We start from the raw sequence: 13924 nt of genomic DNA, 5'->3' as shown, positions 1-13924 counted from the left end.
CTGAGACTGCCGCGCAGTTTCGCTTCTGCAAACTACAGCCCTCGACAGTCGCTGAGACTGCCGCGCAGTTTCGCTTCTGCAAACTACAGCCCTCGACAGTCGCTGTGACTGCCGCACAGTTTCGCTTCTGCAAACTACAGCCCGCGAAAGCCACTGAGACTGCCGTGCAGTTTCACTTTTGCAAACTACAACCCCCGACAGTCGCTGAGACTGCCGCGCAGTTTCACTTCTGCAAACTACAGCCCGCGAAAGCCACTGAGACTGCCGTGCAGTTTCACTTTTGCAAACTACAGCCCTCGAAAGCCACCGAGACTGTCGTGCAGTTTCACTTTTGGAAACTACAGCTATCGAAAGTGGCAGAACATCAGAGCATGTACTCGCTTGCAAGAGGCAAAAGTTCATATTCATGAAAACGTTGATTACCACTGCCTATCGGTTTAATCAGATTCTTTTTTATCAGCTCATTAATTACATTACTCGATCTTCTATATCCAGATTTCAATACATACTTCACATCCTCCAAACGTAAATTCCGATTCAACCTCAATCCATATCGAATGACTTCCCGTTCAAAGACAGAGAGCTCTTCAACTGCTTTGCTGCCTGCTCTGCTGGAATATCTGCCTAGCAGCTCGTAGAAAGAACGTCGGCAAGCGTCTGGTTGTTTGTCTAATTCATCTCTACTGAAAGGGATATAGCGATACCCATATATGGCCATTGTTCTTACACGCATTTTCTCGAATGAAAAGCGGTCTCTGGTTATACTCTCGGCATGGACAACAAACCCCTCGCTTTCTAATCCGAAGCCTAGCGGATCGAAAAAAGTGTCGATATAAATCTTTACTCCTGATGAGCTCATAACCTCATGCTCCATTGTCCACCCATCGAATGACTTCATAATAGGCCACACAACTACCTCTAGCAGCTTCTTCTCCCCTACTAAGTCCTTGTTAAGACGCTCTAGCCTTTGACCGCTCGCACCAGCTCGTTGACGCATAAGAAACTTCACATACTCTTGCTCAAACATAGAAAAACCTCCTCGAAATTTGTACATTCTGCAGAACCATACTCCTATCAGAAAACAAAAACGCCGCGTGCCTCCACAAAGGAGACAAACGGCGTGTGCTTCACGCAGTGTTAAAAAAGTGAGCCGCTAGACAATTGGGCTCAGTTAGTTGGGCTCAGTTAGTTGGGCTCAGTTAGTTCGGCTCAGTTAGTTGGGCTCAGTTAGTTGGGCTCAGTTAGTTGGGCTCAGTTAGTTGGGCTCAGTTAGTTCGGCTCAGTTAGTTGGGCTCAGTTAGTTGGGCTCAGTTAGTTGGGCTCAGTTAGTTCGCGACAATATTGACTAGCTTGCCTTTGACCACGACGATTTTGCGAATAGTTTTGCCTTCGATCAGAGCTTTTACTTTCTCAGACTCAAGCGCGAGAGTTTGCATACCCGCTTCGTCTAGATTAGCGGCAATACTAATTCGGTCGGCGATTTTGCCGCTCACTTGGACAACGATTTCGACTTCGGCATCAACCGTAAACGAAACATCGTACTCCGGCCAGGCAACGTAAGACACCGATCCCTCGTAGCCCAGCTTCTCCCAAAGCTCCTCCGCGATGTGCGGAGCTATTGGAGACAGCATTTGTACGAAGTTTACCATCGCTTGCTTTGGCAAAGTCTCTGTTTTATAGGCTTCATTCACGAAAATCATCATTTGGCTTATTGCCGTATTAAACCGTAAAGCTTCATAATCCTCCGACACCTTCTTCAAGCTTCTATGCCAAGTACGGCGGAAAGCGTCTTCGCCAGGTACGTCTTGGATTTTGCCGTTCAGCTTACCGCTGTCGTCAACGAACAGACGCCATACTCGGGAAAGGAAGCGATAAACGCCCTCTACTCCGTTTGTATTCCAAGGCTTCGTCGCCTCCAGCGGGCCCATGAACATTTCGTATACACGCAAAGTATCTGCGCCATGCTCGTTAACGATGTCATCCGGGTTAATAACGTTGCCGCGGGATTTGGACATTTTCTCCCCGTTCATTCCGAGAATCATACCTTGATTAACCAGCTTATAGAAAGGTTCTTTCGTATTGACAACTCCGATATCATATAACACCTTGTGCCAAAAACGAGCATACAGCAAATGCAATACCGCGTGCTCCGCGCCTCCAATGTACAAATCAACAGGCAACCACTCGCGCTGCTTATCCGGCGAGCATATTTCCTTCTCGTTGTGCGGATCGATAAAACGCAGGTAATACCAGCAGCTTCCAGCCCATTGCGGCATCGTATTCGTCTCACGACGTGCTTTGCGCCCGTTGCGAGGATCAATGACATTGACCCAATCCGTTACGTTTGCGAGTGGAGATTCGCCTGTTCCTGAAGGCTGAATGGCTTCAACGTCAGGAAGCAATAGCGGAAGATCTTCCTCAGGCACGGTGTCCATCGTTCCGTCCTCATAGTGCAGCACCGGAATCGGCTCGCCCCAATAACGCTGACGGCTAAACAACCAGTCGCGCAAACGGTAAGTGACTTTACCCTTTCCTTTCCCTGAAGACTCTAAGTGCGAAATCATCGCAGCTATAGCATCAACCGTCGACAAGCCGTTCAGGAAATCAGAATTTACGAGTTTTCCGTCTCCCGTATATGCCGCTTCGACTACATTTCCGCCTTCCACCACTTCAACGATCGGCAGCCCGAACTTCTGGGCAAACTCCCAATCTCGCTCGTCATGTCCGGGTACGGCCATAATTGCACCCGTACCGTAACCGCCGAGTACATAATCCGCAATCCAAATCGGCACTTGAGCGCCATTCACAGGATTAATCGCATATGCTCCCGTGAACACGCCGCTCTTATCCTTTGCTAGATCGGTACGCTCAAGATCACTCTTACGCGCTGCTTGATCCACATAAGCTTCCACAGTCGTTTTCTGATCCGCCGAAGAGATAACACTTACCAGCTCATGTTCAGGCGCCAACACACAGTAAGTTGCGCCGAACAATGTATCAGGCCGCGTCGTAAACACCGTTAAAGCAGCCTCATGTCCATCGATAGCGAAGGTGACTTCAGCACCTGTCGATTTGCCGATCCAGTTCCGCTGCATATCCTTGATGCTCTCGGACCAATCCAGCTCCTCCAAGTCCTCCAGAAGCCGTTCAGCATACTCCGTAATCTTAAGCATCCATTGACGCATCGGCTTGCGCACGACGGGATGTCCGCCGCGCTCACTTAGGCCGTCGATGACTTCCTCATTCGCAAGCACTGTGCCCAGCGCGGGACACCAGTTGACCGGCACTTCAGCCACATACGCAAGGCCTTTCTTATACAGCTGGATGAATATCCACTGAGTCCATTTGTAATAATCCGGATCCGTCGTACTAAATTCGCGATCCCAGTCGTAGGAGAATCCCAGTGCTTTAATCTGACGACGGAAGTTGTTAATGTTCTCCACCGTGATATCGCGCGGATGCCGTCCTGTCTGAAGCGCATATTGCTCCGCAGGCAGCCCGAACGCATCCCAGCCCATCGGGTGCAGAACGTTAAAGCCTTTCATCCGTTTATAGCGACTAACAATATCGGTAGCCGTGTAGCCTTCCGGATGGCCGACGTGAAGACCTGCTCCGGATGGGTAGGGGAACATATCCAGCGCGTAAAATTTAGGTTTGCCAGCGTCTTCCGTTGTGCGAAACGTCTGGTTCTCATCCCAATACTTTTGCCATTTCGGTTCGATATTCAGCGGTTTATAGCCTTGTTCGTTTTCTTGTGACATGTCGTTAAGCTCTCCTTTAGTCAGTTCGTAAACAAAAAACTCCCGTCTCTAGCGTTGTCGCTAGGGACGAGAGAGTTATTTCCCGTGGTACCACCCTAGTTGACGGACTTCCTGCTTGGAATACCGCCCACTTATGCCTCGTAACGAGAGGAAACGCCTTGCTTGTCGAATCACCCGATATCATCGGATCCGCTCAGCTCGGAGGCTCCAAGGCGAGTTCGTCGTCTACGTTAATCGGCTTGCACCATCCGCCGACTCTCTGCGTAACGTCTAACGATTACTGCTCCTTATCACAGCCAAAGTATGCCATGATTATAGCCAAAAGACGCAAATGCTGTCAAGCGAGATCCTAATACGTGAAAAAGCTGCCCCCTCAAGCAATCGAACCATTTGCTTGAAAGCCCAGCCCTATCTCCATACCTTTACGGCTTACGCGCCACGAAGAACAAGCGTTCCGAATCTTCATTCGGCTTGTCCCACTTGAAATCCGCACAGCGGTGAAGCAGCTCGAAGCCGGCGCTAACCAATTGATCAGCTATCCATTGCGGGTCGTAGGCTCTTTGAACATGGTTTTCCTCGAAACGGCTGTAAAGCGCACCGCCGCTCCCACTCTTCGGAGCTGTCTCCTCCTGGATAAAAAAGGTGAGCGAATGCTCGATTTCCATCCGATTAGAGTCATACTCACATGTCCACAAGTAAGCAACATCCTTATCATCGTTGACGAAGGGTTGTTCTTCCGCATAACGCTCAAGCTGTCTAGGGGCATGAACATCAAACAAAAATAGTCCGCCCTCCACAAGCCCCGCAAAGGTTTGCCGAAAGGTAGATAGGATGTCCTGCTGTTCTGTCAAGTAGTTCAGGCTGTCACAGAAGCTTATGACAGCATCCACAGGCATAGGAAGATCCCAATCCCTCATATCCTGCTGCAGCCAGCGAACGGTGCCTACATTCTCCCTTAAGCCGTGAGTATACGGCTCATCCCATTTACTAAGGGCAACCGACAGCATCTCTGAGGATAAGTCTATCCCGAACACGCTGAACCCTGATCGAGCTAGCGGAATAGATAAATTTCCCGTTCCACAGCCAAGATCAACGACAGTCTTCGGTACTCCATACTTGTCCCAGCATCGGCGGGCAAAGCTCATCCATTCGGAATAAGGCATATCTTCCATCAAACGATCGTATACGGCAGCGAATTGCCGGTAAGAACGCATAGCTGTCACCCCAATCGGTGTTAGTCGCCTTGCTGATCGTTGGGTTGATTATCGGATTGCTCTTTAACCAGGTGCGTCCAGCTGCCCTTCTGTATAACAAGACCTTCCTTCATCAGCTTGCCAAGCGCTCTCTTAAACGCAGATTTGCTAAGACCGAATCGGCGTTGGATATCTTCCGCGCTTGTCTGATCTGAATAAGGCATCGCCTCACCTGGGCGCTCTTTAATAAAAGCAAGAATACGATCGGCATCCTCTAATCGACCGACTTCCTTAACGGCTCGAACGCTTAAAGTTACTCGGCCATCTTCCCTCACCTGCGTGACACGAGCACTGAACTTTTGTCCTATCCGCAGAGGGTGAATCATGGAACCCTCATGGATATAACCGAGAACACCGAACCCAAGAACTCCGCCATCAACCAACGTAAATACGCCATCGCGGTAAACGTCAGTTACCCAACCATCTTTCCATTCGTTAAGCCAGGAGGTAGGCGCGCGGAAAATATGCGGAGCGTAATCATCGATTTTGGCAAGTCGGGCAAGCATTCGCCCCTCTTTGTCGTGTTTCATCACAACAAATAGCTCATCCCCTTTTTGGGGCCATACCTCTCTGCGTTCGATAGGAAAACTCTTCAGAGGGAGCAGCAGCTGTCGGCCAATGCCCATCTCTAGAAAAAAACCAAAATGAGGATGGAAATCCGCGACAGTAAGCTTAGCCATCTCACCTAAAACGATCAGCGGCTTGCGCAATGTGGCGGAGATCCGTCCTTTATCGTCATGGAACAGGAATACCTCGATTTCTGTATCCACTTTAGGTCTATCCGCTGATACTTCGCCGTATGGAAGCAACACCTCTGGTCCTTCCTCTGCCCCAAAGCCCAGGAACCAGCCATGAGGAGAAACCTCCCTGCGAACCCATAATTCCGCTAAGGTTCCTGCTGTCAGGTTCATACGATTTCAACTGCCTTCGCATCAGACCAAAGGCGCTCCAAGTGATAATACTCCCGCTCATCGCGATGGAATACGTGCGCAACGACATCTCCCATATCCACGAGTACCCAGCGCGCTGTATCCATTCCTTCCAAACGAACTCTTTTGCCGATTAACTCGGCATTCTTTTTAATTTCGTTGGCAATAGACATCACTTGTGTATCTGAATTACCGTGACAAATGACGAAGTAATCCGCGATTAGTGATATTCCTTGCAGGTTAAGAGCTACGACATCATTTGCTTTTTTCTCTTCAGCTGCATTTAATACGGACTTCAATAATTGTTCAGAGATTTCTGTCATGTCTCAGCCTCCACTTTCCATCTTGCTTTTATTTTCGTTCAGTTGTCCTATTAAATCGTTACGCGCAAGCATCGTTAATGGAAAAATTCTTTTTCCACGTTCGATCAGCAACTGCATAGTTGAATCAAATCCAGCAACAAGTGCTTCTTCCATACTATGTTTAGCGAGTTTGCGAATCTTACTCACCCCTGGGAAATCTCTGCCGGGCTCCATATAGTCCGCCAAACAAACAATTTTGTCCAGTTGTGTCATCTTTTCACGCCCAGAGGTATGATAACGGATCGCATCGAGAACTTCTTCATCCGTAATTTGATGCTCATCCTGTACCGCCCAAGCACCGACATGCGCGTGCCATAGCTCCTTATCAAAGTGCAGGAGGTCACTCGGCAATTGCTGCTCACGAATGATGGCTTCCATCCGGTCAATCGGCCATGCTTTAGAGTAATCGTGCAATAAAGCCGCGATCTCTGACTTAACAGGGTCCCCGCCGAATCGTTCGGCCAGCTCTATTGCTGTCGACATAACCCCAAGTGTATGCTTCCAGCGTTTCTCTGGCATTTGCATGCGGGTCGCTTCCCGGAGCTTCTCAAGATTCATATAAGCCATCCCTTTGAATGATTTCGAGAACGGAGTCCGGCAGCATATAGCGAACCGAAAGTCCTTCCTTACACCTTCGCCGTATATCGGAAGAAGAGATGCCAATGAGAGGCATATTCGCTCTTAGCAGCCGACGACGAATAAAAGAAGGCAATGTGGAATCATCGCTGAGCTGATCTGGACGTTCAAGCCCAATGAACGAAATCCGCTCCGCAAGCTCATCAATCATACGCCAATTCGGCAGGTCCTTCACCATGTCGGAACCGACGATCCAGAAGAACGTCACTTTGGGGTGCTGTTGTTGGATGGCACTAACGGTATCAATTGTATACGAAGTTCCATCCCGATTCAGTTCAATCTCTTCCAGATGAAAATGCGGGTTGTCGTTAATCGCTGCTTCGACCATCTGGCGTCTCTTGCCGGCTAGTGCTTCAGGCTGCGGTTTATGCGGAGGTGAAGAAGTCGGGATGAACCAAACCTCGTCGAGCTTTGCGGCTTCTTTGGCTGCTTGCGCAGCGATCATGTGACCGTTATGAATCGGGTCGAAAGTCCCTCCAAGCAAACCTACTCTACGCATAGGCTCACGCCCTTCCGTCAATCATTTGCCACGAGGAAGCACGATCTGTTTGTGATCTTTGGATTCCTTGTATAGAACGATGGTTTTACCGATGACTTGCGCCAGCTCGGCTCCGGACTTTTCTGAGAGCTCAGCGCCGATTTCACGCGGGTCGTCGGAGTTGTTGGTCAGCACGGAGATTTTGATCAGCTCGCGCACCTCGATGGCTTCTTCGATATGGCGAATAAGGTTGTCGTTGATGCCACCCTTGCCGACTTGGAAGATCGGGGTGAGGTGGTGGGCAAGCGATCTTAGGTGACGCTTTTGTTTTCCTGTTAACATTTGTTTTTCCTGCTCTCTTTGTGAAAATCCAGATAATCGTTCAAAAAGGTAAACCCTTGTTTTTTATTTTCCAAAGGACTCCAATACGGTTGCCCGCATAACCTCGACTGGGGCGGGTTCGCCGGTCCAGTATTCGAAAGCGTATGCGCCTTGGTAGATGAACATACCCAAGCCGCCGTGTATGCGGCAACCATTACGCTCCGCCTGCTGAAGGAAAGCAGTTTTGAGCGGGTTATAGATCAAGTCGCTGGCTACCGAGCCGGGTTTAAGCCAAGAAGGGTCGAGTGGTACTGCGTCTATGTTGGGAGACATGCCGACGGATGTAGTGTTTATAACTACATCCGCATATGAGCATACGTCCTGAAGCGAGCTCCAAGGGATGGCCGAAATTCCAGATTCCTGCGAGAAAAAGGCAGCAAGCTCGTTGGCTTTCTCCTCGGTACGGTTTGCTAGCAGAATTGCCTTCGGTTTCTCTTGAGCTAACGCCCATAGTATACCTCTAGATGCGCCGCCCGCACCGAGCACAACAATCGTTTTATCCTTTAAGTCTGGCTCGGCTTCTTCCTTCAAGGATCGAACATAACCGATACCATCTGTATTGTAGCCAATTAACCGACCATCATTGTTAACGATCGTATTAACCGCACCTGCCGCCCTTGCGCCTTCGTGTACTTCATCAAGGAACGCCATTACCTCAATCTTGTGCGGTATGGTAACGTTTAGCCCTCGAAAGCCTAAGCCGCGAACACCAGCAATTGCTTGCTTCAATTCGTCGGGGCTTACATGAAAAGCGGCATATGCACCGTTGATACCCTTCTCACGAAACGCCCGGTTTAACATAATCGGTGATTTCGAATGACGTATGGGGTCACCAATGACCCCATATAACACGGTATGGCTATCCATTAAATGTCTTACTCCTCTCCCGCAGAGGGTGCTCCTTAGAGGATGCTTTCCCGCAGCATCACTTTAACCCCTCGCGGTACGTGCACATCCAAGGTCGAGCCTGTGGTTCCATTGGTCTGAATCCAACCAATCCCCGAAATAAACACATCCTGCTTCGAATTCGGCGGAACCCGCAGTCGATGCCTTGTCCAAGGCGGCATGCTTTCCAGATCCTCTAAGCTCGGCGGACTAAGCATAACCCCTCGATGCTCGGCATACAACTCATCCGCTCGCTCCAGCTTTGTTCGATGAACAGGTAAACCGCTGGATAGATATGCAGTGAAAGACTGTCGCTGTCCTTCTACGAAATCAAATCGCGCAAGCCCTCCGAAAAACAAAGTTTGTTTCTCGTTCAGCTGATAAGTCAGCGGCTTAAGCGGCTTGTCCGGAAGCAATGCAGCCAAATCCTTGCGAGGAACGATCTCCGACATCCGCCAGGAATACACGATTCCAGGCGTATCTATGATGCTCTTCCCATCGTCCAACGGGATATGTACCGCATCAAGCGTTGTTCCAGGATAACGGGATACGGTGAGCTCGCGTTTCAAATCGCTATAATCCGATATTAAACGATTGATTAACGTGCTCTTGCCTACATTGGTCGCACCCACAACATAAACATCTTTGTTCTGCCTGTAAGTATTCACGGCTTCTATAACACGATCAAAGCCGATATTACGGCGCGCGCTGCATAGGACGACATCAACGGTCTTGAGACCTTCCTCGCGTGCTTGCTTCTGAACCCAGTTGCGCAGCCGATTCCAATTCGTTATCCGTGGAAGCAGATCTATCTTATTAACGACTAACAGAATCGGATTGTTCCCTACAAAACGCTGCAAGCCTGAAATTAAGCTTCCTTGGAAGTCGAACAAATCCACGATATGGACAACTAGACTATTCGTGGAGGCGATACCTCCAAGCAGACGCAAAAACTCATCCTGATCCACAGTTACGGAAGAAGCCTCATTATAATGCTTAATCCGGAAGCAGCGTTGACAGATGGTCTCTTCCTTCTCTAATGAAGCTTCGGGTACGAAGCCCGGTTGATTTTGATCTACGCTATGCAGTGGAATTCCGCAGCCTGCGCAACGAGGAGGTACAATCTGTTGCTCTGACAAGTTAGTTACCTCCTTTTTCCGGCCATAGGCCTTTCTTGCGCAGACGAGCTAACGCGATTTTCTCGATGCGGCGATTAATTTGCGTCGCCCAGCCTTCCTCGCGTGGGGCAATAGGGGTGACGAGTAACGTATGAAGACCGGCTCTCCGTCCTCCTAATACATCAGTCAGCATCTGATCCCCTACAACAACGGCATGCTCCGGAGCGAGATTCATCAGTCTGAGCGCACGGCGAAACGAAGCGCCTGCAGGCTTGCGAGCTGCAGGAATGAATGGAATTCCGAGCGGCTCGGCGAACTTGGACACTCGGGAATTATTGTTATTCGAAAGAATGACCACCTTAAACCCCAAATCCTTTACAATATCGAGCCAGCCCACCAGTTCAGGCGTCGCAAGCGGAGTTCGGGCGCTAACCAGCGTATTGTCTAAATCCGTAATGATCCCTTTAACGCCTCGGGCTTTGAGCTCATCCAAATCAATATCAAAAACGGTATTCACGATTTGATCAGGAAGCAAACGCTTAAACATCTTCAATAATAACCCCTGTCTGTAACCAGCTATACTTCCTCAAAATATACCATACCCCACCCTGCCTTGCAAAAAAACAGGAAAGCACGGCACACCCGAGCTTTCCCGTTTTTCCTTTTATAGTGCTTTACGGATTCGATCTGCTGCATCGGTAAATTCATTCAAAACCTGATCATTCCCATTGTCTAATCCATATCGAGCTTGCTCGAAATTCGCCAAAACTCCGTCAAACTCCGTTCTCAGGGAAGAGAACTTACCGCTCCATTTCGCAAAGGTTTCTCGAAGGGTTTCGTGTGATTCCCTTCGGAATCCTTTACGTTGAAGGAAGGATAGCAGCTTCTCCATCTCACGCACGACACGTTGATTAGGTGTGTTGCCGCGATATTTGATTCGGCTCCATAAATGACCTAAACGTCTGTTCCGATAAGCAATAAGGATTAAGGCCCCAATAATCACAACTACGCCCAGGGCGCCAGCAGGGACAAGCCAGTTTTTCTCCGTTTCAGTTAGGCCCGTGTCTGTCGGATTGGCATCAACGACAGCATTCATTTCAGGGATGAATTCTTCTCCCTCCGGTAATGGCTGCGGAACGGAGAAGCCTGATGTCGGTTCGAATGGAATCCAGCCTACTCCTTCAAAATATACCTCAGCCCATGAATGCGCATCGGCATTACGAACCGTATAGGTCCCGGCACCCGTAGGATCCGGAATTTCGGAAGGACCTCCAAATCTCTCGCGCTCCAGCACAGCAGGATCGAAGCCTGTAGAATACCCTTTGACCCATCTGGTTGGCAGACCAATCGATCGTGCCATTACGACGAATGAAGTCGAGAAATAATCACAGTAGCCTTCCATAATTTCAAATAGAAACGCATCAACGATGTCGCCATTTGCTCGGTCACTTTGTTTAGTAAGATCCGGTGTATTCGTATAGGGAAATGTCTTTTTCAAGTATTGCTCCAGCTTTTTTGCCCTATCATAGTCGTTAGTTAATCCGCTCGTTTGCTCCTCAGCCAATTGTCTGACCCGTGCCGGCAGACCTTCTGGAAGCTGCAAATAGGGAGAAAGCTCCAGAGAGGCTTCTGCAGCTGGAGGAGATCTCCTTAGCAATTCTTCATCCAGAACGGCTACTTGAGATACCACCGAATAAGATTCAACGCGGGCTGGCTTACTCCAGCGCAGTTCCCATTCCTCCGGATTCCATCTGAGTCCGACGTTATTGTCGCTCTTCAGCTCCGACACATTGGAGACTGGGCTTGCTGCGAATAACACAGGAATCTTATCCTTGCGCAGAACGGTTACCGTTTGAACAACCTCTATGGTTTTGACCTCTTCATTGCGAGGGGGCGATAACACCAAATTCGCTTCATTCCCGATTTCTGAAGGGATTAACTCCGGATTTCTGCGGTCTCCCCAACCTTTGCCTGTGTAAAGAGCTTTTGTCTCCCCCCGCCAATAGCTGCGCTGAGAGGTCGTAATCGTCATCACGGGAGAATAGTCAAACTCGAAGCCCCCGCCGATTGTCCGATCATCTCTGCTATAACCGGACAGCGAGGAGCCAGAGCTCCCAACGCTTGCATTCTGAACGCCGCCTTCGCCTGCGAAGCTGGGAACCTCGCGTCCTTGCGCTTCGGTCCAAATCGTGTAGGGATCCTCTAATAGAACCGGTGCGCGCGGCATGAATATACCGGTAAGAAGTACAACCGTAATAATAATGACAGCTGGAAAAGCGATATCCAGCGGTCTCTCGGCCAATGCCTCCCAGCTGTCGGGATGCCGGGCTTGAAGCTGTCGCAGATGTAGAATAACGAGCCAGGCCAAACCTGCCGTTACAGTCCATGCGATGTTATGCCAAAGCTCTAACGGAAAAAAAGAGTCTATCGTTGCCATCACGAGAATGGACATTATGACGATAACAATAGCTCCCGCACGTCTCCCGCCCATCCAAGCGAGCACATGCCCGGCTAATACCACTCCGACTGCCAGCTCAAAGAACGGATGCAGCTGCTCTATATGAAATATGAAAAACGAACGAATGTTGTCCCAGACCCGCCAGCTTTCCGGCCATCCTCCCCAGGTGTATGGAGTCTTCCAGATAATGAAACCAACGATCGTCAAGCATTGAAAAGCAAAACGAGCAAGGAAGCCTCGAGTAAACAACAGCTCCGTTACTGCGGTTACAGTTAATGCAGCATAAACGATATCATACGTTTCTTCCCACCAGTAATTCGAGAAGCATTGTATAAGCTGCAGTATGATAACTATCGCCAGAAGTCTATGCAGGCGCTCTAATACAAGCTGTCTCCAGAAATCGCGGGGGAACCGGATTTTCATGCCGATACGACCCCCAATACCTGAGGCAAATGATCCAGCTGCGATAAGGAGCAGAACTCCCATTGCTTGGATTGGCATAATCTTTGCCATTGATGAAGCTTAGCTTCCTCGTCCGCCACGACATGCTTGTTAGATATATGAATAACGCTTGGAACCATTCTTTTACCTTCAAGTGCACTCATCGCTTTTATTGACTGTCCATCCGTAGATGAGCTAATAACGACGATATGAATACCGGGTTCATAACGCTCCGCCACTTGACCGAGAACCTCGCTTAAAATGAGCTTGCCGTCGGATTCTACATCCACCAAGTGCTGCAGAACCTCATCTCGCGATACGGGAGTCCGCCCTTCACCAAACCAGTAGGCGCTTTCCCCCGAAGAAACAAATCCAATTGGCATTCCTCTAGAGATTGTCAATTCCAAAAGGGATGCGGCAACAGAAACTGCCAGCTCGAATTGATCCATGACAAGGTACGAGCTCTCGTTTCGGTCTAATACGAACACAACCCGAGGAAGTGCTTCCCTCTCGAACTCTTTGGATTTCCATTGTCCGGTTTTGGCGGTTGCATTCCAGTGGATGCGCGATAAGCGATCCCCATGAATGTATTCCCTTACTCCATCGATCTGAGTGGTTTCCCTTGCCCATAGAGAGGTTAAGGTATGCTGGAACACACCCCTCTGCGAACGCCGGAACAACCGCCAATCCCTCAGCTCGATAATACGAGGAAGCACTTGAATATGAAGCGGCTGGAAGAAAGAGCCCCGATGCTCGAACAACCCGAATATATCTCTAGTAGAGCAATCCGTCGTTTGGAATTGATATCTCCCTCTCCTAAGAGGGGCCGTCTCGAAATGCACTTCGCCTCTGCGACGGTAATCCGGAACAAAGGACATTTCGTAAAGCTGAGATTCTCCGCCCGTTGATCGAACGAGCTTCTCTCTAACGATAATATAAGGAAGAGGCCACAAACCGGGGATCTGCATCCTAAGCTTAACATGAAGACGCATACCCGCCGTCAGAACCGCTGAGCTCCCTGTGCCTGTATCCAGTAAACGAGAGCCTTGAACACCGCCGATTCCACTCCATCTTCCTAACATAAGATAGACTGCCAGGGCATTGATAATCATGAAGAGCATTAACGAGGTTTTACCGCCTTGGAATAACAAATAACAGGTGACGGTGACATACAATACAACGCTTAACCACCAAGCGCGCGGAAATAGCAGCCGCGTCATGA

Annotated in this window: 13 protein-coding genes and 1 other annotated feature; all 13 genes read right to left on the bottom strand. The window is 49.4% G+C overall.

Annotated elements, in window-relative coordinates:
* Positions 1-364: 364 nt before the first annotated feature.
* Positions 365-1027 carry a hypothetical protein gene (locus ACESLK_RS21645; protein ID WP_373231786.1) on the bottom strand — a complete coding sequence of 221 codons (663 nt, stop codon included), beginning with the start codon at positions 1025-1027 and terminating at the stop codon, positions 365-367.
* Between the two features lie 298 nt (positions 1028-1325).
* On the bottom strand, positions 1326-3761 hold the full coding sequence (leuS, locus tag ACESLK_RS21640; protein ID WP_373231785.1) for a leucine--tRNA ligase: 2436 nt from the start codon (positions 3759-3761) through the stop codon (positions 1326-1328).
* Between the two features lie 59 nt (positions 3762-3820).
* Positions 3821-4064 (bottom strand) — a binding site (T-box leader).
* A gap of 119 nt (positions 4065-4183) precedes the next feature.
* Complete coding sequence (locus tag ACESLK_RS21635; RefSeq protein WP_373231784.1) at positions 4184-4975, bottom strand: class I SAM-dependent DNA methyltransferase; 792 nt, start codon at positions 4973-4975, stop codon at positions 4184-4186.
* A 20-nt stretch (positions 4976-4995) separates the two neighbouring features.
* A complete protein-coding gene (locus tag ACESLK_RS21630) occupies positions 4996-5925 on the bottom strand; it encodes a CvfB family protein (RefSeq protein WP_373231783.1) in 930 nt (309 codons plus the stop codon).
* The gene (rsfS, locus tag ACESLK_RS21625; RefSeq protein ID WP_373231782.1) at positions 5922-6266 is read right to left on the bottom strand and encodes a ribosome silencing factor; all 345 of its coding nucleotides are present in this window, start codon (positions 6264-6266) and stop codon (positions 5922-5924) included. Before rsfS ends, ACESLK_RS21630 begins: the two co-directional genes overlap by 4 nt.
* 3 nt (positions 6267-6269) lie before the next feature.
* Positions 6270-6863 carry a bis(5'-nucleosyl)-tetraphosphatase (symmetrical) YqeK gene (gene yqeK / locus ACESLK_RS21620; RefSeq protein WP_373231796.1) on the bottom strand — a complete coding sequence of 198 codons (594 nt, stop codon included), beginning with the start codon at positions 6861-6863 and terminating at the stop codon, positions 6270-6272.
* The gene (locus tag ACESLK_RS21615) at positions 6853-7440 is read right to left on the bottom strand and encodes a nicotinate-nucleotide adenylyltransferase (RefSeq protein WP_373231781.1); all 588 of its coding nucleotides are present in this window, start codon (positions 7438-7440) and stop codon (positions 6853-6855) included. Before ACESLK_RS21615 ends, yqeK begins: the two co-directional genes overlap by 11 nt.
* 21 nt (positions 7441-7461) lie before the next feature.
* Positions 7462-7761: a ribosome assembly RNA-binding protein YhbY gene (gene yhbY, locus ACESLK_RS21610; RefSeq protein ID WP_373231780.1), complete on the bottom strand. Its 300-nt coding sequence runs from the start codon at positions 7759-7761 to the stop codon at positions 7462-7464.
* 63 nt (positions 7762-7824) lie between these two features.
* A complete protein-coding gene (gene aroE / locus ACESLK_RS21605; RefSeq protein WP_373231779.1) occupies positions 7825-8667 on the bottom strand; it encodes a shikimate dehydrogenase in 843 nt (280 codons plus the stop codon).
* 35 nt (positions 8668-8702) lie between these two features.
* Positions 8703-9824, bottom strand: a complete 1122-nt coding sequence (gene yqeH, locus ACESLK_RS21600; protein WP_373231778.1) for a ribosome biogenesis GTPase YqeH — start codon at positions 9822-9824, stop codon at positions 8703-8705.
* A gap of 1 nt (position 9825) precedes the next feature.
* Positions 9826-10350, bottom strand: a complete 525-nt coding sequence (locus tag ACESLK_RS21595) for a YqeG family HAD IIIA-type phosphatase (protein WP_373231777.1) — start codon at positions 10348-10350, stop codon at positions 9826-9828.
* Positions 10351-10467: 117 nt separating this feature from the next.
* On the bottom strand, positions 10468-12774 hold the full coding sequence (locus tag ACESLK_RS21590; RefSeq protein WP_373231776.1) for a transglutaminase TgpA family protein: 2307 nt from the start codon (positions 12772-12774) through the stop codon (positions 10468-10470).
* Positions 12681-13922 carry a DUF58 domain-containing protein gene (locus tag ACESLK_RS21585; RefSeq protein WP_373231775.1) on the bottom strand — a complete coding sequence of 414 codons (1242 nt, stop codon included), beginning with the start codon at positions 13920-13922 and terminating at the stop codon, positions 12681-12683. The genes ACESLK_RS21590 and ACESLK_RS21585 overlap by 94 nt, the downstream gene beginning before the upstream one ends.
* Between the last annotated feature and the right edge of the window lie 2 nt (positions 13923-13924).

The sequence above is a fragment of the Cohnella sp. genome (assembly GCF_041640265.1).
GTDB lineage: Bacteria > Bacillota > Bacilli > Paenibacillales > Paenibacillaceae > Cohnella.
Note: the sequence above shows the minus strand (reverse complement) of the source record. Positions and strands in the feature narration are given on the sequence as shown.

What these genes read in the sequence shown, in the direction of transcription:
- ACESLK_RS21630 (WP_373231783.1), bottom strand. Translation starts at nt 5,925, where the DNA reads ATGAACCTGACAGCAGGAACCTTAGCGGAATTATGGGTTCGCAGGGAG.
- yhbY (WP_373231780.1), bottom strand. Translation starts at nt 7,761, where the DNA reads ATGTTAACAGGAAAACAAAAGCGTCACCTAAGATCGCTTGCCCACCAC.
- ACESLK_RS21590 (WP_373231776.1), bottom strand. Translation starts at nt 12,774, where the DNA reads ATGGCAAAGATTATGCCAATCCAAGCAATGGGAGTTCTGCTCCTTATC.
- leuS (WP_373231785.1), bottom strand. Translation starts at nt 3,761, where the DNA reads ATGTCACAAGAAAACGAACAAGGCTATAAACCGCTGAATATCGAACCG.
- ACESLK_RS21645 (WP_373231786.1), bottom strand. Translation starts at nt 1,027, where the DNA reads ATGTTTGAGCAAGAGTATGTGAAGTTTCTTATGCGTCAACGAGCTGGT.
- ACESLK_RS21595 (WP_373231777.1), bottom strand. Translation starts at nt 10,350, where the DNA reads ATGTTTAAGCGTTTGCTTCCTGATCAAATCGTGAATACCGTTTTTGAT.
- ACESLK_RS21635 (WP_373231784.1), bottom strand. Translation starts at nt 4,975, where the DNA reads ATGCGTTCTTACCGGCAATTCGCTGCCGTATACGATCGTTTGATGGAA.
- ACESLK_RS21615 (WP_373231781.1), bottom strand. Translation starts at nt 7,440, where the DNA reads ATGCGTAGAGTAGGTTTGCTTGGAGGGACTTTCGACCCGATTCATAAC.
- rsfS (WP_373231782.1), bottom strand. Translation starts at nt 6,266, where the DNA reads ATGACAGAAATCTCTGAACAATTATTGAAGTCCGTATTAAATGCAGCT.
- ACESLK_RS21585 (WP_373231775.1), bottom strand. Translation starts at nt 13,922, where the DNA reads ATGACGCGGCTGCTATTTCCGCGCGCTTGGTGGTTAAGCGTTGTATTG.
- yqeK (WP_373231796.1), bottom strand. Translation starts at nt 6,863, where the DNA reads ATGAATCTTGAGAAGCTCCGGGAAGCGACCCGCATGCAAATGCCAGAG.
- aroE (WP_373231779.1), bottom strand. Translation starts at nt 8,667, where the DNA reads ATGGATAGCCATACCGTGTTATATGGGGTCATTGGTGACCCCATACGT.